General features: G+C 44.4%; 12 protein-coding genes and 1 rRNA gene. 7 read left to right on the top strand and 6 right to left on the bottom strand.

All coding sequences use genetic code 11. From position 1 onward, the window contains the following. The first annotated feature begins 328 nt into the window (after nucleotides 1-328). Nucleotides 329-3,280, top strand: coding sequence for a PAS domain S-box protein (locus tag F461_RS0100555; RefSeq protein WP_019999211.1), 2,952 nt, complete (start codon nucleotides 329-331; stop codon nucleotides 3,278-3,280). Nucleotides 3,281-3,328: 48 nt separating this feature from the next. Here the strand turns inward: F461_RS0100555 and der are convergent, their stop codons facing one another. Beyond that, a complete protein-coding gene (gene der / locus F461_RS0100550) occupies nucleotides 3,329-4,723 on the bottom strand; it encodes a ribosome biogenesis GTPase Der (RefSeq protein ID WP_019999210.1) in 1,395 nt (464 codons plus the stop codon). Nucleotides 4,724-5,007: 284 nt separating this feature from the next. On the opposite strand from der, the gene F461_RS0100545 reads away from it, so the two are divergent. From F461_RS0100545 to pruA, 4 genes are all read left to right on the top strand, one after another. After that, nucleotides 5,008-5,931 (top strand): helix-turn-helix transcriptional regulator, encoded by a 924-nt coding sequence (locus F461_RS0100545; RefSeq protein ID WP_019999209.1) that lies wholly within the window; start codon nucleotides 5,008-5,010, stop codon nucleotides 5,929-5,931. A gap of 175 nt (nucleotides 5,932-6,106) precedes the next feature. Next, complete coding sequence (gene lgt, locus F461_RS0100540) at nucleotides 6,107-6,907, top strand: prolipoprotein diacylglyceryl transferase (RefSeq protein ID WP_019999208.1); 801 nt, start codon at nucleotides 6,107-6,109, stop codon at nucleotides 6,905-6,907. Nucleotides 6,908-7,041: 134 nt separating this feature from the next. Then, entirely contained in the window at nucleotides 7,042-7,260 is a 219-nt protein-coding gene (infA, locus tag F461_RS0100535; RefSeq protein ID WP_019999207.1) for a translation initiation factor IF-1, read from the top strand. Nucleotides 7,261-7,647: 387 nt separating this feature from the next. After that, the gene (gene pruA, locus F461_RS0100530) at nucleotides 7,648-10,659 is read left to right on the top strand and encodes an L-glutamate gamma-semialdehyde dehydrogenase (protein WP_019999206.1); all 3,012 of its coding nucleotides are present in this window, start codon (nucleotides 7,648-7,650) and stop codon (nucleotides 10,657-10,659) included. Between the two features lie 417 nt (nucleotides 10,660-11,076). Here pruA and F461_RS0100525 read toward each other — a convergent pair whose 3' ends face one another. Both F461_RS0100525 and F461_RS0100515 read right to left on the bottom strand, forming a co-directional pair. Then, nucleotides 11,077-13,905, bottom strand: a complete 2,829-nt coding sequence (locus F461_RS0100525) for an FAD-binding and (Fe-S)-binding domain-containing protein (RefSeq protein ID WP_019999205.1) — start codon at nucleotides 13,903-13,905, stop codon at nucleotides 11,077-11,079. Nucleotides 13,906-14,045: 140 nt separating this feature from the next. Continuing rightward, complete coding sequence (locus tag F461_RS0100515) at nucleotides 14,046-15,689, bottom strand: lytic transglycosylase domain-containing protein (protein ID WP_019999203.1); 1,644 nt, start codon at nucleotides 15,687-15,689, stop codon at nucleotides 14,046-14,048. Between the two features lie 161 nt (nucleotides 15,690-15,850). On the opposite strand from F461_RS0100515, the gene rlmB reads away from it, so the two are divergent. Then, nucleotides 15,851-16,609, top strand: a complete 759-nt coding sequence (gene rlmB, locus F461_RS0100510) for a 23S rRNA (guanosine(2251)-2'-O)-methyltransferase RlmB (protein ID WP_019999202.1) — start codon at nucleotides 15,851-15,853, stop codon at nucleotides 16,607-16,609. Nucleotides 16,610-16,798: 189 nt separating this feature from the next. Here rlmB and F461_RS0100505 read toward each other — a convergent pair whose 3' ends face one another. Together F461_RS0100505 and F461_RS0100500 are read right to left on the bottom strand one after the other, a co-directional pair. Then, complete coding sequence (locus F461_RS0100505; RefSeq protein WP_019999201.1) at nucleotides 16,799-17,086, bottom strand: HU family DNA-binding protein; 288 nt, start codon at nucleotides 17,084-17,086, stop codon at nucleotides 16,799-16,801. A gap of 273 nt (nucleotides 17,087-17,359) precedes the next feature. After that, entirely contained in the window at nucleotides 17,360-18,556 is a 1,197-nt protein-coding gene (locus F461_RS0100500) for an alginate O-acetyltransferase AlgX-related protein (protein WP_019999200.1), read from the bottom strand. 302 nt (nucleotides 18,557-18,858) lie between these two features. Between F461_RS0100500 and F461_RS0100495 the strand changes: the two genes are divergently transcribed. Beyond that, complete coding sequence (locus F461_RS0100495) at nucleotides 18,859-21,096, top strand: vitamin B12-dependent ribonucleotide reductase (RefSeq protein WP_019999199.1); 2,238 nt, start codon at nucleotides 18,859-18,861, stop codon at nucleotides 21,094-21,096. A 164-nt stretch (nucleotides 21,097-21,260) separates the two neighbouring features. Here the strand turns inward: F461_RS0100495 and rrf are convergent. Further along, nucleotides 21,261-21,375, bottom strand: a 5S ribosomal RNA gene (rrf, locus tag F461_RS0100490). Nucleotides 21,376-21,527 lie beyond the last annotated feature (152 nt).

The following is a 21,527-nucleotide window of genomic DNA, read 5'->3' as shown; positions in this document are numbered from 1 at the left end:
CGTAGCGAGGAAGGAGGTTCTATGGCTTTTGCCCCCCGTCGTCAACAGCTTTTTTAAATTTTCTGTATTCTTTTTTGCTTACGTCTAAAGATTGTTATCCCACTTCCTTCTCAACCGTTGGGACAGAATGATTTTTGCCACTTGCGTCTCTGTATAGAAGCCCCGCACTTTCCTCTTCTTTATTCTTCACAGTTGTAGACAAATAAACGCTCCCTCAGGGACACAACCTCTCCAAACATTACAGTTTCAGTTATCTCTAATACCGTAAAAAGAAAATGTGTACTACTCATCTGCATATCATTCGTATCCCGAGAGGTTAATTTGTAAAATGCGTTCTCCTTTTAAGCAGGTACAACCTAATATTTCACGTAAAAAGCATTCTATAGGTTATTGGTGGAGTGCCATCTTTATACTTTTCCTTACTTTTTTTTCCTGCATTTTTTTTCTTTCCGGCTACTATTTGCAAGCTTCCCACTATCATCAAGACTTCATTGCCAAAGGCATTGAAACGTCAAAGCAACTTAGCAGTCATCTTGCTAAAGAGCTTGAAGAGCATCAAGCTACCATCCACTATCTTGCACAAGATGATAATCTTCTCACAGCTATAGCAATGGATGACGAACCGGAACTACTTAAATGGGTTAGAGCTGTCCCCAACTACGACCACAAACAAATTTATTTCATTCAATCAGCTAAAACAAATAATATATTCTCTTTTAGTCAGCCCCCTGCAGACATACGGGACGTTTTGCGTCACACCACAACCTACCCCAACTTCTCTATATATAGAAGTTCTTCCAACCAGTTTTTGTTGTGCCTTACGCAACCCCTCAGGGTTGAAGGAACAATTGTTGGGGTTCTGGGAAGCATCTTCCCCGTTAACTTAATTACTGAATCTATTGAATTGAACAAAAAGTTGTATAGCATTCTCATTATGGAAGATGGCAAATTTACTGACATCTTCTCTGGAAAAAGAGTAACTCTCCCTATCACCCTTCTTCAAAATGCAATACAGCAGGTTACAATCCCGGCACTTTTCAATCACGAAAACGTTGCTATCCCGATAGGCATGAATCAGCTTTATCTTTATGCGCATACCCAGACACTGATTCCAAATCTATCTATCATTTTTTTCACATGGCTTTTTCTCTGTCTTCCCGGTTGCATCATCGCGTACGCACTCGCATTGAAGCTATCTAAAAGCGGAACACGTTCCTTACAACGACTGACATCATTAACAGGAGACATAAAAAAAGACAGATGCAATTTGCTTGAACTTGCTGAACACACTTCAATGGCAGAAATCAGCTTTGGGGCACAAAAGCTAATCAAGTACTGTGACATGCTCATAAAAAGCCAAGAGTACAAGCGGCATACTGCTCTGTTTAAAGCGTGTACTACTGCACTTATTATCTGCGACCTTGAAGGAAAAATTCTTGAATGGAATGATGAAGTAAATATTCTACTTGGCGGTGCACCAAAGAATCTCTTTGGGCTTCCGGTTAAAGAGCTATTTGCAAGCACGGATCAGCTACAAGTCGTCACAGGTATGGCACATGTCAGACAATCTATTAACACGCCGCTTGATTCGAACAATATGTTTAAAGCACGACTGAGATTAAACTCTGTTCGGAAACGCTCACAACATGTTGAAACAGTCATTAAACATATTCAACACGCAAATTGCTCATCCCTTGTCTTTATGCTCTACAACATCACAAAACACGTTCTTACAGAACAAGGACTGCAACGCGCTAAAAATACAGCAGAAAAAATAACAAAAGAGCGCCATCATTTTTATATGGGACTGACACAGGAAATCGAACCTCTTGCCGAAGCACTGAACCAGTCACTTATCCAACTCAGTGAGACACAGCCTTCAAAAACGCAACAACGCCATATGGAACAGCTTCAATTCCACAATGAACTGCTTTCTGAACTTATCACCAACATACGTGATTTTGCTCTTCTGGAGACAGGAAGTGTATTTTTTGAGCGGTCAATATTTGATATTGAAACATTACTCAGGCAAGTTCATGCATCCACGTATTCACGTGCTATGCAGGCACAGGCAGATGTCTGCATTTATCTTGATCCAGCAGTACCACAACAAATTTGGTTTGATTTTTCGAAATCTCTACGGGTTATCAGCAATCTAATTAATATTGCTGCCAAGCGCGTACACAGAGGCATGGTTCTTCTAACTGTCACCGCTGGAGAATTGCGAAGCAACCATGTACAGATTCTTTTTGAAGTCTGCAGTCAAAAAGGTGCTCCCCCAGAAAACCATCCGGAATATAATGAAACAGGCACATTGCCACAACTTGAATACTACGGGGAAAAAAGTCAGCAGCTTAGCCTCGCGATCATTGAACGTATAATTAATAGGTTCTCAATCCAACTTGCTCAAAATGTAACCTCATCAGATGCGCACGTATTTTCTCTCGAAGCAAGTCTGACACCACTCTCGCCATTACGTGTAGATTTTCACCCCCTGCTCAAAGGGAAAAAAATCCTACTCACATACTGCCAGCACAATACTATCAACTTTATAGGACGTGCACTTAGCAGACTAGGTGCCATATGCACATTCACCCCTATTGAAGATCACTATTTCGAAGAGATTATTGAAGCACAACACTCATACGATGTAATCATTACCTGCGGCTGTGCTTTTGAGGCTATTCCAGAAAAAAGTGTTAACAAACACTTCCAAAAACTCACGACAACGCTGTACGCGATTACACATTCTTACTGGGAACCTACATATTCCCATCCACAGATAGAGTCTTTCCGCAAGCCAATCATGATTAACGAACTACTTGCGAAATTGAGCGGCAAACTCCTTCCACGGGTCGGCAGATATGAAGCAACGGGAAGCGCGTTGACCCCCGATCTGGTTCTTATCATCGCCAAAAAATCTGACCATACAGACCTACTCCAACAGAAGCTTAAACTACAGGGGTACACCACAGCGCATGTTGAAGACGTTACGAAAAGTGTTGATGCGCGACAATTATACCAACCGGAACTTATCCTTCTGGATACAGAAAACATTACGTTGGACAGCTTCTGGGTTATTAAAGATATTAGAGAAATGGAAAAAAAAGAGCGTCTTGAACCGTCCAGAATAGTTATATTCATTAGTCAGGAACACACGATGCGTCCAGAATACATTGATCCATACACTCTGACATTGAAGTCAAACACAACTTCTGAAGAACTTCTTTCCCATCTGACTTCATTGAAAAATACAGCTGATAACACACGAGTTGCATAGCTAAACAAAAAAAAGCCCACACAATTTGTATGGGCTTTTCTTATTATCTTATCGTTTCGTTTTTTTCTTTTTCGCGAAAGTTCGTTTGGTATGGCTTGAACGGAACTTAAGCCTGATTGGCGCATGTACAATTTTAAAGGACTTACGTACCGCTTTCTCCAAATAGCGAATGTAATGTTCCTTCAACCGCTCATGGTCATTACAGAAAAATACAAACGTCGGCGGCAGAGTCTCTGCCTGAGTCATATAGAAAAATTTTGGCCGAACGCGTTTTACAACTGGCGGCTGATGTTTGGTAACAACCTCTTCCAGTGTACGATTAAGCATGCTGGTTGGAATACGGACAGAGCACTCCTCCCAAATCTGTTCTGCGAGAGGCAGAATTTTCTTCAAGCCCATGCGAGTATGCGCAGAAACGTGCAAAACAGGCACATGCCCGCAGTAAGCAAGCTCTTCCTGATACTCTTTACGCACTGCCTGCATCTGCTTTGGATCAACAAGGTCTGTTTTGTTGATAAGTACCATGAAAGGTGTCTTGCGTTCATCAAGCAGCTTCATAAGACGCTTGTCCTGAGAAGTAACACCTTCCTGACCATCAAGAACAAGCAAGGTAACATTCGCTTTGGTGCTTGATTTGATCGATGAGTTTACAGAGTAACGCTCAACAGTATCAGAAATTTTAGTGCGTCGACGAATCCCCGCGGTGTCTACGAAGGTGTAGCGCTTGTCATCAATTTCGTAGGTAACGTCAACGGAGTCACGGGTTGTACCCGCAACATCAGAAACTATCATGCGCTCTGTTTTAGTGAGTGCGTTGATAAGGGAAGATTTACCAGCATTAGGACGACCAAGCATCGCAATCTTAAGACCAAGCTGCTTGTATTCTTCCGGTACTGCAAATTCATCTTCTTCCTCATCCGGAAGCATCTCGCGGAGCATCATTTCAAAAGTACGCATCTGGAAGCCATGTTCGCCGGAAATAGCAATCATCGGGAAACCAAGTTCGTGGAATTCCGCAGTGCACTCTTCTTCCAGCTCGCCACCATCGACTTTGTTAACAGCCAGCAGAACAGGTTTACCTGTCTTACGTGCGAATGTTGCAAGGCGTCTGTCAAAAGGCAGCAGACCGTCACGGCCATCCACAACAAGACAGAGTGCTTCACATTCTTTAATTGCTTCGGTTACACCGCGAAGAATTTCTTCTTCGAACCCCCGAAGTTCGTTAGGACCCTGAGCAGCAGATGTCTGATTTTCGTCCAGAGTAACACCGCCGGTGTCGATAATAGTCCATTCTTCACCTTCACGGCGAACAAAGCCTTCCATGCGGTCACGGGTAACACCCGGACGGTCATGGGTGATTGCACGGTTGCTGCGAATGAGTCTGTTAAAAAGAGTGGACTTACCCACGTTAGGGCGTCCAATAAGTGCGATTTTAGAAGTCATGATTATTTCCGAAAAATATAGGATAGCGAAGCTAAGTCCGCTTAGGGCTTGGTATTCAAAAGTTAGCAGACAAAGACAGAGGTCTGCGGAAGGTAACGCCTCCCATCTATAGAATACACAAGAAGGCAAGAGGCAATACCTTAATAGTTTGCAGTATGCAAGTAAGCTGATACCAAACTTACTCGCAATACAAAACATCATACGGGGGAAAAAACGTTATCGGGTTGATTTTCTATCGGCACATCAACTACTATTCTCTGATAATAACTTCGGAGGATGTCCCCATGAAGAAGCTTTTATCCACAAAAGAAGTCGCACAGTACCTTGGTGTAAACGAAAAGATGGTCTACACGCTCATCTCCGAAAAAAGTTTACCCGCTACCAAAGCAACCGGAAAATGGTTGTTTCCGACGCATCTTGTGGAACAATGGGTAGAAGCCCGTACCATGAACTTTCCTGAACAGGTACAGCACAGCTCTGTCATGGAAAAAACTCTCATCATCGCAGGCAGTAACGACATGCTCGTCGATTACGCCATGAAACTTTACATGCAAAAGAATGAAGGGCTCTATGCGGCGTTCTGCAACCTCGGAAGCCTTGGTGGAATCCGTGCGGTACATAATGGTGCAGCGCATATCGCCACAAGTCATCTCATGGATAGAGACGATAGCGATTACAACTTCTCCTTTACCCAGAATGAAATGCAGGAGCCTCCGGCTGTTGTAAACTTCTCCTTCCGTGAGCAAGGCTACATTATTGCTAAAGGAAACCCTAAAAAGATCAAAGGGACCAAAGATATCGCCTCCGGTAATATTACAGTCGTAAACCGTAGCTCGGGCACAGGCACAAGACTGCTTTTTGATGCAGAACTGGCTGCAGCCGGAGCAGAAGGTAAGACCATTCCCGGTTATGACAACTGTGTAGCACGTCATATTGATGTCGGGTTCGAGGTCATCAGCGGCAACGCAGACGCCGGACTTGGTATCCGAGCGGTTGCACAGGCACTACAGCTTGATTTTATTCCAGTACAATGGGAACGCTACGATCTCATTATTCCTAAATCCCACTATTTCGATAAAAACATTCAGGCATTCATCAGTCTGCTACGTGATCCACAAATCATTACACACGCTGAAAAGCTTGGCGGTTATGATTTAACGCGCTCTACAAGTGTTATTTATCCAGGTGAAGCTGGGATTCCTGAATAATACAACATTCTTTCTGCGGGCAAGCTCCGCCTTGTCTCCGCAAAGGCCTCCTGTCCCAAAAGCTCCTATTAGGACATCCTACACCCTCGGCATCTGTAGACATCACAAATCATCGAACAATGATTGACGCAATAAATCTCGACCAGTAGAGCATTATCCTGTTACGGAGATATATATGTTTACATACCCAACTATAGACCCTTTGGTCTTTTCTATCGGTCCCATCAGCGTACATTGGTACGGCTTAATGTACCTTTTCGGTTTTCTTACGGCATGGCTGCTCGGCAGATATAGAGCTTCCAGACCCACGAATATCTGGAATTCTGAAATGGTCGACGATCTGGTGACCTTTTGTGTGCTCGGCGTAGTGCTGGGCGGCAGGATCGGCTACATACTTTTTTATGACTTGCCGTTCTATCTTTCCAACCCAGAACAAGTGTTTGCAATATGGAACGGCGGGATGTCGTTTCACGGTGGTTTGCTCGGGGTCATCATTTGTTTCGGACTATTTGCCCGTAAACATAAAATGACCTTATTTGAAGTGGGCGACTTTTTTGCGCCGATGGTTCCTCCGGGGTTATTCTTCGGAAGACTCGGGAACTTCATCAACGCAGAATTATGGGGCAGAACGACAAATGCACCAACCGGAATGATCTTTCCGGGCGGCGGCCCATTACCGCGTCACCCCTCCCAGCTATATGAAGCAGGTCTGGAAGGCGTGATGTTGTTCATCATTTTATGGGGATTTTCTGCAAAGCCACGTCCAACCCGTGCTGTTTCCGGGTTATTTCTTATTTTTTACGGAACCTTCCGGTTTATTGTAGAATTTTTCAGAGAACCGGACCCGCAACTTGGTTTTATTGCCTTTAACTGGCTTACTATGGGAATGTTACTATGTGTCCCCATGGTGCTGTTTGGTCTATATCTTCTGACAGTTGCGTACAAACGAAACGAATATTCTACAGCTAGAAAATAATAACGTTGCAGGTAAGTTAAAGCCGTAATCCCCATTGACAGCAGGGTATCTTTGTCGCTATCCACGCATAGTAGCAATAAAAAAAATTTTTACAGTAAAAATTTATATTACCAACTGTTTTATATGGAGGAATCATGGCTAAGGAAGAAGCCATTGAAGTTGATGGCGTAGTGCAGGAAGCATTGCCAAACGCAATGTTTAAAGTTGAATTGAGCAACGGCCACATCGTTCTTGCTCATATTTCTGGTAAAATGCGTAAGTTTTACATTCGCATTCTACCTGGGGATACGGTTAAAGTGGAGCTTTCTCCATACGATCTTACCAGGGGGCGGATTGTATACCGCAGTAAATAATATTCTTGCCACTTCTCATGCCATGCATTGTTGGCGCCATACATTGTATCTTTTATAATGCATTAGCGTATCACAGTACGTTGAATCTAGAGTTGTATTTTATAAGCGGTGTGCTTCTGCACACCGCTTTTTTTATGCTCAACAACCAGTGTGCCACCTGTAAAAACAAGAGGAATACTGCAGGAAGTTGTGCAAACGACCAATCTCTTCCGCCCCCCATTATCAGCTTCTTTCATGAGATTATATTGTAAATTCGCACAGATGCTTGCCACTACTATGCTAAGGCGGTACAACGAATTTCATAACTATACATAAAATAAAGGTGGTAGATTCAAAGGTTTGACCAATACAGAGTGAAAATCAACTTGTACACTTCAGGAGGCCTGAATGGATACACAGCTAGAGGCAAAGATCGTTGAACGTGGTAAAGAGTTCTTCAAGAGCATCAGTGGCGAGGCTCCATCTATCTTCAATAAGGGATGGTGGACCGGTAAAGTCATGGACTGGGCGATGAAAAATGAAGACTTTAAGGTGCAGCTCTTCCGTTTTGTAGACGTATTCCCTTATCTAAACACTTCGGAGTCATTGTCCCGTCATATCCGCGAATACTTCTCCGGCGAAGACCATGAAGTTCCAGCCGTTCTTAAATGGGGCGCAGGCAAAGCCAGTTTTGGTGGTAAACTTACCGCTAAAATTATGGAAAAAACCATCCGCTCCAATATTGAAAATATGGGACGGCAATTTATTGTAGGGCAGAATACCAAAGAGGCAGTTAAGGGCCTAGCAAAGCTGCGCAAGGAAGGCTTTACATTCACGGTAGACTTACTCGGTGAAGCAACCGTAAGTGAAGAAGAAGCAGACGCCTACCGTGACGGTTATCTTGAAGTACTTGATGCAATCGCTGAAGAACAGTCCAAATGGAAAGCACACGCCGGCAAAGGTGGCGACAGCAGCATGGACTGGGGATACACTCCAAAAGTAAACGTATCTATTAAACCTTCCGCGCTTTATTCTCAGGCTAAACCTGTAGATATTGAAGGTTCTGTTCAAGGAATCTACAAACGCCTTGAGCCTATTTACCGTAAAGTTATCGAAATGGGGGCATTCCTTTGCATTGATATGGAATCGCTCAAATACCGCGAAATCACATTAGAGCTATACCGCAGATTACGTAGCGCTCAGGAATTCCGTCATTACCCGCATCTTTCTATTGTATTACAGGCATACTTACGCTGCACAGAACACGACGCTGAGCAGCTTATTCACTGGGCACGAACAGAACAGCTTCCAATCGCCGTCCGTCTAGTAAAAGGCGCGTACTGGGATATGGAATCCGTATTGGCAAAGCAAAACAACTGGGACTTCCCTGTATGGATGTACAAGCCGGAATCTGACATCGCTTTCGAACGTGTCGCAAAAATTCTGCTGGAAAACCACGACATCGTTTATTTTGCATGTGCTTCGCACAATATCCGTACGATCTCCGCCACAATGGAAATGGCGCAATCCATGACTGTACCTGAAAACCGATACGAATTCCAAGTTCTCTACGGTATGGCGGAGCCGGTTCGTAAGGGTCTGCTCAACGTTGCAGGACGGGTTCGTCTCTATTGCCCATACGGTGACATCATTCCGGGCATGGCATACCTCGTACGCCGCCTTCTCGAAAATACTGCAAACGAATCGTTCCTCCGTCAGTCCTTTGCAGACGGTGCCGAAGTTGCCCGTCTCCTTGAAAATCCAGAAATCACGTTACAACGCGAACTGGCTGCACGCCCTGAACCGAAACCGGAAGAAATCGTAGACGGCCTGCCGCTCTTTAAAAACGATGCTATGATTGACTTCACCATCCCGAAATGCCGCACTGCGTTCCCGGCAGCAATCAAAAAAGTACGTGAATCAGCCGGTGGTGTTATTCCGCTCTATATCAATGGTAAAGAAGTGCAGACAGAAGATGTTATTCCGACAACAAACCCTGCTGATTACAGCGAAAAAATTGCTGACGTATGTCAGGCTGGGACAGCAGAAATTGACGCAGCACTTGAGGCCGCCGACAAAGCATTTCTCACATGGCGTGATACTCCGGCAAAAGAACGTGCAGAATGCCTGCTTAAAGCCGCTGAGCTTGCACGTCAGCGTCAATATGAGCTCTCTGCATGGCAAGTGCTGGAAATCGGTAAACAGTGGGATCAGGCATATCATGATGTTGGCGAAGGTATTGACTTTCTCGAATACTATGCCCGCGAAATGCTGCGACTCGACAAGCCACGCAGGATGGGGCGCGCACCGGGTGAACACAACCAGCTTTTCTACCAACCGAAAGGCGTTGCAGCGGTTATTTCTCCATGGAACTTCCCGTTTGCGATTGCAATCGGCATGTGCTCTGCTGCCATCGTTACTGGTAACCCTGTCGTATACAAACCGGCGTCCATATCCTCCCGTGTTGGCTACAATCTTGTAGAGATCTTCCGTGAAGCCGGGCTTCCGAACGGTGTATTCAACTACTGCCCGGGTCGAAGCTCTGTTATGGGCGACTACCTTATCGAGCACCCGAAAGTATCCATGATCTGCTTCACAGGCTCCATGGAAGTCGGCTTGCGTATTCAGAACAAAGCATCTGTCGTCCAGCCGAACCAGATGCAGTGCAAACGCGTTATTGCTGAAATGGGCGGCAAAAACGCCATCATCATTGATGACGATGCCGATCTCGATGAAGCAGTACTTCACGTCGTCTACTCAGCTTTCGCCTTCCAAGGACAAAAATGTTCCGCATGTTCCCGTGTTATCGTTCTTGATCCGATCTATGATCGTTTCGTGGAGCGACTTGTCAAAGCATGTCAGGACATCAAAATCGGCCGTTCCGAAGATCCAGAGAACTACATGGGCCCCCTCGCTGATGCTTCATGTCAGAAAACTGTTATGGATTATATCAAAATTGCGGAAGAAGAGGGAACCATCCTTCTCAAACGTGACGATCATCCGGCAGATGGCGCATATGTTCCATTAACCATCGTAGGTGACATCAAGCCGGAACACCGAATTGCGCAAGAAGAAATATTTGGGCCTGTGCTCGCAATCATGCGTGCAGCAACCTTTGATGATGCAATCGCCATCGCCAATGGAACCCGCTTTGCCCTCACAGGCGGCGTATTCTCCCGTTCGCCAGAGCACCTCGAACAAGCACGTAAAGAATTCCGTGTGGGTAACCTCTACCTGAACCGCAACAACACTGGCGCACTTGTAGAGCGCCAACCGTTCGGCGGATTTAAGATGTCCGGCGTAGGTTCCAAAACCGGTGGACCAGATTACCTGCTCCAATTCCTTGATCCGCGTGTTGTAACAGAAAACACTATGCGCCGTGGCTTTGCGCCTATCGAAGAGGATGATGACTGGATTTAGTATATCTCCGACGGCGCTTATCAGCGGAAAGCCTTTGGCAAGTCTTCGACGCTTTTTTTATTTGTCTCCGACGGCTGGGGGAAACCTTGTTGAAACAAGGTTATCCCCCAGACCCCCTTCCAAAAACTTTTAGCTGCGAGGTAAGCCCGCTGAATCTGTTTTCACGCGGCTATGCACCACTACCTAAAAGTAATGGTAGAAAAGGGGAGCCCTCGATATTTTCTGAAAAAACACAAAAGGGTTGGCACCATTGGTACCAACCCTTTTTTATATTCATTTGTCATTAAACCGTAATTGTTTCAACTTACAGGCGTCCTTCGCGGAACGGGTCAAGGGGAATTCCCCTTGCGGGTGCAGGGCAGAGCCCTTGCCCGCCGGAGGCAAAAAAACAAGCGCCGCAGGCAAAAAAACCTCCACCTATTCTTTTTTCACAACAGTAGCATCATCAACCAAATACATTATGTTCCGGTACTTGAGACCGGAATGCAGGCTTAGGCCGACTTCACAAGTTCTGCTTGTTGAATAGGCTTCGTCACAGTCTTCAACTTGCTTCGGTAAATCTGCGAGTGCTGCCTTATTCAACTCTGGGAAGGAGAAGCCTCTGTCACCGGCAAATCCACAGCAATAGACATCTGCTGGGAGCACCACATGTTCAGCACACATATTGGCAAGTTCAACAAGCGGCTCAACAAGCTTCATTTCCCGAACAGTACATGTCGGATGGATGGCAACTTTACGTGGAAGTTTTACAAAATCGAGTCTATCCGGCAGACACTCCAGACAGAAACGGATTGGGTCGTAAAGCGTAAGGCGCTTATCCATATAGTCGAGCATCCGATGCAAACACGGGCTTGTATCACAGAGAACGGGGTATAGACCGTTTTCCGAAATAGCCAGCAAGGCATCTGAAAGTTCTTTTGACTTATGCTCCCCTTGTGCGGTGTAGCCCTTGGATGCAAAGGCCTGACCACAACATAGATTCTGCATATTGGACGGAAAAAGTACTTCGTATCCTGCTTTTAACAACAGCTGGATCGTTTTTTGTGGAATGTCTGTAGATTCGGGATCACCTTTTGAAGGCCCCATTGTTCTGCTTATACAGCTTGGGAAATAGACTACTTTATCCGGATTACCGTCATTAATAGGTACCGGTTTGATAAGGCTGGCACTTGTCGGCATTTCTTTATTCCAGAGTGGAATCTTTTTCATAGAAACAACACGAAGCACGTGTGCTCCTGAATCCATGACATGGGTTCCGAACAGGCGATGCGCAAGGTTTGCCCCTTTAAGGGCAACCTGCACACCTTTAGCAACTGAGCTAAAGTTACGACCAACCCAATCCGCTGTGGAATTCGCAAAAGAGGAGGCTCGTTGAGCACGCAGGTCTTTAATCATAGAGCCTGTATTAATATCAACAGGACAAAGAGTATGGCACAGCCCGTCAGTAGCGCAGGTTTCCATGGCAAGGTAGTTATACTCTGCCCACATCTTTTTAAACTTCTTCTGCTCTGATGGTGAGTCTTTGAGCCGATACAATTCGCGAAGACTGGTGATTCGCTGACGCGGCGTAAATGTTATATTTGCAGAAGGACAGATAGGCTCGCAAAAACCGCACTCAATACATTTGTCCACAATATCATGCGCTACCGGAAGCGGCTTGAGTGCTGTAAGGTGCGCACGCGGATCATCGTTAATGATAACACCGGGGTTCAGCAGATTATATGGATCAAGTAAGTTTTTAATCTCACGCATAAGATCATGCGCTTGCTTGCCCCACTCCAATTCCACGAACGGCGCCATATTACGCCCAGTTCCGTGTTCTGCTTTCAGCGAGCCTTTGTACTCAGTTGCCACCATAGTACAAACTTCATCCATAAATTTTTGATAGCGATCAATTTCTGAGCCGATACTGAAGTCCTGTGTAAACACAAAATGCACGTTACCTTCAAGCGCATGTCCAAATATGATTGCTAAGTCGTACCTGTACTTTTTCAACAATTCTTCCAGACGCGCTACACCATCTGCAAAACTTTCCGGAGGGAAGGCCACATCTTCAATAATTACTGTTGTACCTGTTTCTCGAACGGCACCCACGGCAGGGAACAACCCCTTTCGCACTGCCCAGAATTTAGCGCACTGAATAGGGTCATGACAAAATTCAACAGGCTCTAATTTGTTAATATGATCTACGGAAGCAATAATCGCCTTAACCTGTTCTTCTATTTCAAATGGATCATTTGAAGCTGTTTCAATAAGAAGCGAGGTTGTGCCTGCCGCAATGTTTTTAATAGAATCCGGCATCCCCGGCTTATCGCTTACAGAGCGCAACGAACGCTCATCCATTAACTCCACAGCGGACACAGGCTGCTTTTTTAACTCCATCGTTGCCAAACAGGCATCTTGAAGACTCGGAAACATAGCAAGCGCGGTAGCTTTGTACTTAGGCTCAATTACTGTTCGATAAGTAACTTCTGATATAAACCCTAATGAGCCTTCTGACCCCACCATGAGGTGCTGCAATATTTCATATGGATCGTCAAAGTCCACAATAGCGTTCAGGCTATAGCCAGTTGTGTTCTTAATTTTAAATTTCTTAGCAATAAGACCGGACAAATCTTTGTCTGCCATAACTCGCTCACGAATATCCTGAAGCCCCTTCACAACTTCCGGATGCTTTTCTTCAAACCTTCTTTTGCTTTCTTCACATGCGGTATCAAGCAAGGTTCCATCATACAGAGCAAGGCGCATACTATTTAAGGTCTTATAACTGTTTTCAGCGACACCGCAGCACATACCGGAAGCATTGTTGGCAACAATCCCCCCAATTTTAGCACTATCAATAGATGCAGGGTCAGGGCCGATTTTTCTTCCAAACGGCAGCAAAGCTCTGTTTGCATGACCACCTATCAACCCCGGCTGCACAGTGAAACGAGTTGCATTTTCTGTAATGCGATAATTACGCCATGCATCGCCAATACGCACCAGAACTGAATCTGAAATTCCCTGCCCTGAGAGACTTGTTCCCGCAGCACGAAACGTTACAGCAACCCTATGTGTATCCGCTAATTTTAAAATATGCAGCACTTCCTCTTCGGACTCTGCATCCACAACCATCTTAGGAATTAGACGGTAAAAACTGGCGTCTGTTCCATACGCCAGTACCTGCAACGGATCTCTATAAATTCTTTTTTTTGGAATTATAGACAGTAAATCATTATAAAAAGCTATATGCGGCGTTACATGCATGGCGCTACTCCTGCTTGGTTTTCAAATAGTGCCGACACAATAGCATTTCCGAATGCTGCTATGAATGAAAAGTTTGCTATCACCATAAAAAAAGCCCCCGAATGCAACGGGGGCTTAGAAAACAAAAGAATGTATTGTTATTAATTCGCGTAAATCTTCAAATTATCACCGGGACGCAGAACAGAGCGTTTACTCAACTGGTTCCAGCGAAGAACATCTTTGTATGATACACCAAACTTTTTCGCGATAGTCCAAACAGACTCACCTCTGCGAACTTGATACGCAACGGTTTTAGTCGCTTTCTTCTTAGATGATTTTCTAGCAGCAGTCCTCTTGGACTGATTAGGAATGTATAACTTAGTGCCAGCACGAAGCAATTTAGCCGAACGTAAGCCATTTGCAGACAATAACGTTTTGACACTTACGCCAGAAGAGCGAGATATACCGTACAGGGTGTCACCCTTCTGTACAACATAGTTACCGCGTTTCTGCGCAATTGCATGAGTTTTTGCACGAGGGCTACGCCATGCAACCTGAGTGGAGTTGCTGCCGGGAATCATTAATCGTTGTCCCGGTTTTAGCATATTGCTTCTGCGGTTATTGACCTTCTTCAATACAGCTACCGGAACGCCATGCTTACGGCCGATACGGTACCATGAGTCGCCCCTGCGTACCTTGTATGAGATCCACCCAGCATAAGGACGGGATTTATCACTTTGAAGAAACGCTATAGCCTTAGCGGCCTTAACCGCAGGCACATATACTGTCGCTTCATAATCAGGAGGACTCACCTGACGACGGAACGCTGTGTTCATATCGTAAAAAGTCTTCCACCTGATGTTCAGGTCGTTGGCAAGAGCAAGTAAGTCTGTACCGCCCTTTACCTTAATAGCTTTAATAGGTTCGCATGCTCCGCCTTCACAAGGGTCAAACCCCAGTTTTTCAAGGTTGCGCATAATTTTTACGATAGCAAGAAACTTAGGAACGTAATGTTTGGTTTCTTTGCGCAATCTAGCTTTATGGCTCAGCTTATGATTTTTCTGCGTTAATTCAAAAAAGCTTTCTGCGCCGGTCTTCTCCATAGCACGACCAATTTTGCCTTCACCTGCATTGTATGCGGCAATGGCGAGATACCAATCTCCGAAGTCGTTATATAATTTTAGAAGATAATCTGCGGCAGCAGATGCGGATTTGTAAGGATCGCGTCGTTCATCAATCCACCAGTTTTGTTTCAAACCGTATTTTCTACCAGTATAGGGCATAAACTGCCAAACACCGGCAGCACCAGCACGCGAGTATGCCTTCGCATTAAAACCACTTTCTACAAAGGCAAGATATACTATCTCTTCCGGCAAGCCTTTTTGTTTAAAAATCTCGGTAGCATGAGGAAGCAACGCTCCACAACGGGACAGATAACGTTGGAAAGTTTTACGTCCTCGGTGAGTGAAATACTTGAAATATTGCTCAACAACCTTACGATCGCTCTCGTCCATATCAATATTGATGTTAAGACGAGTTTCGAGCGCTTCAAGTTCTTCACTGGATAACGGCTCTGCGTCATCTGCAGGAGGAACCTGCACATCGACAACTTCGTCTGCCGGTTCACCACTGACTTCAAGCTCAACGAGCTCTGTGATCATGGCTGTCTCGTCCGGAATAGGAACAGGCAGTGTGGCCGTGCTTTTGCTTGATTTAGAAGTACACGCCGCAAGCAACATGCACGCAAGGCACAAAAGAAGAATCTTTCGAAAAGTCATTTTTTGAGTATCAAAATTTTTATGCATCTATTTTCCATTTTGCAGGGGTGTAGCTATTGCAAGACTGGTTTTAGACAGGTAGTTCACCCTTATAATGATATGGCACCTACCCTATCCAAGAGGACAAGGCAATCATCTGTTACTAAGAATTTTTCATCCATTTAGCGATTTTTTCAGGATATATAATTATGAGCGACAATTACAAAGAAAACACTGATGGCATACTTCCGGGCGTAAAACCGGTAGTTGAGCAACTTACCTCTTCACCTGAGCAAGTTGACTCCGTTCTTATCCGTAAAGATAAACGAGGAGCGGATATCTCAAAAATAACTGACCTGTGTAAAAAGAATAAAATTCGTTTTATGTTCGTACAGGACCAGTCCTTAAACAAACTGTTTGAAGGTAACCATCAGGGTGTTATTGCAAAAATATTTAAAGCTGGCTTTAAATCTGAAGATGAAGTTCTTTCTGAAGCACTGGAAGCGGAATTGCCACTTGTTGTTGTTCTAGATCAAATCCAAGATCCCGGTAACGCCGGAACACTTGCCCGAACAATTTATGGTATCGGCGCTGGCGGCATGATTGTTCCGAAACACAATGCTTCTTTTCTGGGTGCAGCTGCTGCAAAAGTCTCCGCCGGAGCTCTTGGCAAGCTTGCAGTTGCAAAAGCTACTAACATTTCAAGGACATTAGAACTTGCAAAAGAAATGGGATATTTTGTGTACGGCGCAGAATACAAAGAAGGCGCAGAAAACTTGTATAAAACAAAACTGCACACCCCTGCCGTCTTAGTATTAGGAAACGAGGAAAAAGGCATCCGCCCGAATGTCGCTAAACGACTGGATGTATCCCTGTTTATCCCTATGGCTCACGGTTTTGATTCGCTTAACGTAGCGCAGGCCGGCGCCATGATCCTTTCCCAATTCTATGCTGCAAATTGTGATTAATTTACAACATACCGTATTGTAAAAGGATTATTTATGATGAGTTCATGTGCAACTTATAAGCATGCGAACTAAAAGAATATGCTACATCCCGTGATTTTACACGGATCAGCAACAATATGTAGTGAATAGAAAAAAGAATGAAAGGCAAGTCAAAAGGTCGTCAAAAATGACGACCTTTTGGGTTATAAGCTACTTGTTGACACTTTCCATAAGAGCTTTAGCTGGTGAAAATTTTACAACTTTGCGAGCTGGAATGGTCATTGGCTGACCAGTCTGCGGGTTACGTCCTGTGCGTTCGGCACGGTCGTAAACAGAAAATGCACCAACATTAGGAAGACGGACACCCTGTTCACTTACAACGCCTTTAGTCAATACTTTGCAAAATGCGTCATACGCTTTTTCAGCACTAACTTTAGTTTCAAAAACGTCCGGCAGGGTGTCTTTAAGAGCTACAACAAACTCAGCTTTTGTCAGCATGAGAGTTTCCTCCTTGCGAAATGGTTCTCCCCCTAGACAAGCCTTTGTAATGTATAGTATTGACTCTATGCAGATATAAGGTGTTTCTGTCAATCATTTCTGAGATAGAATTGTGCTAAAATTGATATTTTTTATTATATCTCAAAAAAACCGCGTTAATTCTTGCTTTGCAGGAAATTAATGCGGTTTTTTTGGGATCTATATTTTCTTTAATAACTAAAGAGTAATACATACAAAAATAACACTAGCAGTCGCAAAGTTCACCGCAAGACATTACATATTGCCGAGTACGAGTTCATTTACAAGCTCAGCAGCAACCTCTGCTCCTGCTCTGTTCCAATAGACATCGTCAGCCCACCATAAAAGCTGCTTATGCTGTCCCCATTCTACAATAGCTTTAGCCTGAAGATGTGGGGTTAAATCATACACTTTGAACGCATGCTTAGCTGCCAACGCTCGCAATGCTGCCAATTTTGGAGAATCCGGAACTTGTGGCGCAGCTTCATTTAGCAATGGGGCATACACACGTAGCTTGGTCGGAATAAACACAACAGCCCGCACAAGCCCTGCACTGTCACTCAATGAAGCAAGCAATTCCTCAAATTTCGGATCTGCCTCATATTTAGTTGCCAGCGTCTCCTGAATGTAGGCTTCAGAGAATGCAATGCTTCTTCCATCGATAGGGTAGGTAACCACGGCAGCCTTATCGGCACTGTTCGCTAAAAATCCATCTTTATATTCACGCAACAACCGCCCAAGCTCATTATTCCCCAGAGAATTCACAAGACGCTTAAGTGGATAATGCACGTCAGTACTAAAAGGCTTAAAATCCTCACCTTCGAACACAAAAAGAATGCCGTTCTGTACAAAACTCTGTTGCTTCATCAAAGTCAACGCCAGCAATACCTGCTCATCAAGAGAACCAAGAGTCGCTATATTATATGCTGCAACATTGTAATCCTGCTTCAAAATATCACTTACCAATGCAGACTGGGTATTACCGTTACCAACAATAAAACTACCGCCAATAAGCAGCACTGCCGGTGCATTCATCCCATTTGAGTTACGAAGTCCATTTTGGTCGGTAACAAACGTAATCTCACGTGCCACAGGTTCTATTCTCTGATCAATACGAGCCAGTAAACCTGCAGCTTGTTCCATCCGCATATGTCTATCGGGTGCAAAGCTATATAACGCCAATTCCGGGTTATACTCCGCTAAATATTGCTCCGGGGTAGCAGCATTTTTTTCTGCAAAATCACCTGCCGTGACCACGCCCCATAGAATGAATGTAGTCATTACAAATGCGCTAGTAATATACACCGCGATATTTCTGCGCATAAACATGCACGCCACAGCCCAAATAGCTAATGCGTATCCAATGATGTGCACTTTGAAAAAACCATACACTGCCAGCGCCGTAGAAAAAACAACCGCACAGACAACACCTATCAAAACTTGCTTAAACATTATTACCTTCCATGAGCTGAGTTTGGTTTTACAACCAAGTTTAACACTAGACGGGCATAGAGTTTTCGTCAAATTGAGTAAAACTGCCTCAAGATCAGAGTTTTATTGCATGATGAATAATCAGTAATGCTCTATACTGGAAGCTCAACCAATTTTATTTTAAGGCTTTTTTTTGTAAAAAAGTGTACTATCCATACATTATCATTTTTATATAGCAACTTCACACTATTTATTATAATAACTATTACCAATTAAATTTTTGTCCGAAATTAACGAACGATTCAGAATAAGGTGTATTAAAAATGGTTGACCAGCAAATCCCAGCTGACATTGAGTCCTTAAAAGTAAACAGTAACGCAGAAATTGTTTTGGCAAGACGTTATTACCGCAAAGATCTTGAAGGTAATCCTACCGAAGATGCCACACAGTTATTTTGGCGAGTCGCCTTTGCCATAGCGGCTGAGGAGAGCAAGTACAAAAAATCGACTCAGTCTGCAGACACGCTGGCAAAAGACTTTTACTCGATGATGGCAAACATGGAGTTCTTGCCAAACTCTCCTACACTCATGAATGCAGGCACGTCTCTTGGCCAGCTTGCAGCCTGTTTTGTATTACCAGTTGACGATTCCATCGAAGAAATTTTCGATGCTGTCAAATATGCAGCCATGATTCATAAGTCTGGTGGTGGCACTGGCTTCTCATTCTCCCGGCTACGCCCCAAAGATTCTCGAGTAGGCTCTACCGGCGGAGTTGCCTCCGGCCCCGTATCCTTCCTGCGTATTTTCAATACAGCTACCGAGCAAATCAAACAGGGTGGAACACGACGCGGTGCCAATATGGGAATCCTTCGTATTGATCATCCTGATATTATGGAATTCATCCGCGCGAAAGAACGTGAAGGAGAATTCAACAACTTCAACTTCTCTGTTGCACTCACCGAAAATTTCATGAAAGCAGTAGAAAACGGTGAAGACTACAATCTTATTGATCCACACAACAAAAACGTCATCAACACGCTGAATGCACGTGAAGTTTTTGAAATTCTAGTTCAAAAGGCTTGGGAGAAAGGTGACCCGGGCATTATCTTTCTTGATCGAATTAACCGCGACAACCCAACCCCTGGACTTGGAGAAATTGAATCCACCAACCCATGCGGTGAGCAACCGTTACTGCCGTACGAAGCATGCAATCTTGGCTCTATCAATTTGAATATTATGATTGCGAAAGACGACAGTGGGATCGTTTCTGTAGATTGGGAGAGACTGCGTCGGGTTACTCATCTGGCAGTACGCTTTCTTGATAACGTAATTGACGCATCACGGTACCCACTCGATAAAATCACCGAAATGGTTACAACCAACCGTAAAATCGGTCTCGGTGTCATGGGCTGGGCAGATATGCTCTTCCAACTGAATATTCCTTATAACAGTCAGGAAGCCCTTAACCTTGCAGAAAAAGTTATGGAATTCATTCAAGCAGAGGGACGAGCAGCCTCAAAACAACTTGCAAAAGAACGCGGCGCCTTCCCGGCATATAAGGATTCCATTTTTGGTGAACGTAATCTGGGCCCCTACCGTAACGCTACAATAACCACTATAGCCCCTACAGGCACCCTTTCAATTCTTGCAGGGTGTTCCTCAGGAATTGAACCGCTCTTTGCCCTTTCTTTTACTCGTCACGTCATGGACGGTGATAAACTCGTAGAGACCAATCCATTCTTCAAGGCAGCGTTAGAAGAGCGTGGTTGCTACTCAGAAAAGCTTATGGATGCCATTACCAAAAAAGGCACCATTGCAGATATCGACTACCTTCCAGAAGATCTACGTAGGGTTTTTGTTACCGCCATGGATATCGAAGCTGAGTTTCACCTAAAAATGCAGGCTGCATTCCAAAAATACACTGACAACGCAGTATCCAAGACCGTTAACGTTCCTAAAGAAGCTACCGTTGATGATATCCGTTCCATTTACTGGATGGCGTACGAGCACGGCTGCAAAGGAGTAACTGTATACCGCGATGGAAGTTTACAGTCACAGGTGCTCTGCACAGAAAGCACTGAGCCGAAAGAGGAGCCAGCACCTACAAGACTCAAGGTAGAACGCCCTGAAATCGTCTATGGGTTTACCCAAAAGGTAGAAACAGGAATGGGTGTACTTTACGTGACAATTAATGAGGTTAATGGAAAGCCATTCGAACTGTTCACGACCATAGGCAAATCTGGTCGGTCCATTACAGCTAAAGCTGAAGCCATTGGTCGTTTAGTATCCTTAGCACTTCGCTCTGGAATAGAACCCATTGATATTGTACGCCAGCTCAAAGGCATCGGCGGAGAGCATCCAGTATTTCAGAAAAAAGGACTGCTTCTCTCTATTCCAGATGCAATCGCGTGGATTCTAGAAAACCGCTACTTAAAATCTTCTGTATCCGTTCATTCTTCAAATGGATTAACAAAACAGCTTTGTCCTGACTGCGGCAATGAGCTTATCTTCGAAGAAGGTTGTAATAAATGCTATGGCTGCGGATTCACAAAATGTGGTTAAGACATAATCACAGACAGGTTTGAATATATAAAGAAAGCCGGTTGTCGTATGACAACCGGCTTTCTTGTATGCTTATTCCCAAATCTGAAAGACAGAGCACTTCATAGCACTCTATCAGACAAAAAAAAGACCGCATTTCGTTTGAAACGCGGTCTTAAAATAAATCTTGGCAGCGACCTACTTTCCCACAGGCTCCCCTGCAGTATCATCGGCGATGGTCGGCTTAACTTCCGAGTTCGGAATGGGATCGGGTGTACCCCAACCTCCATGGCCACCAAGAAAAATATGGCGGGTTAGTCTGTTCTTTGGAAAGGCGAGCAATATTTACCTTGCTGCCACGTCAAAGGACGAACCCTGAAATATTAATCTAATAGGGAGGAAAAGAATGATTTAGTGTAGAAAAATAAGGCTCACGGACTATTAGTACTGGT

Origin of the sequence: Halodesulfovibrio aestuarii DSM 17919 = ATCC 29578 (assembly GCF_000384815.1) — a bacterium.
In the GTDB taxonomy this organism is placed as follows: domain Bacteria; phylum Desulfobacterota; class Desulfovibrionia; order Desulfovibrionales; family Desulfovibrionaceae; genus Halodesulfovibrio; species Halodesulfovibrio aestuarii.
The sequence above is the reverse complement of the archived record's forward strand: the minus strand, read 5'-3'. Positions and strand labels throughout refer to the sequence as shown.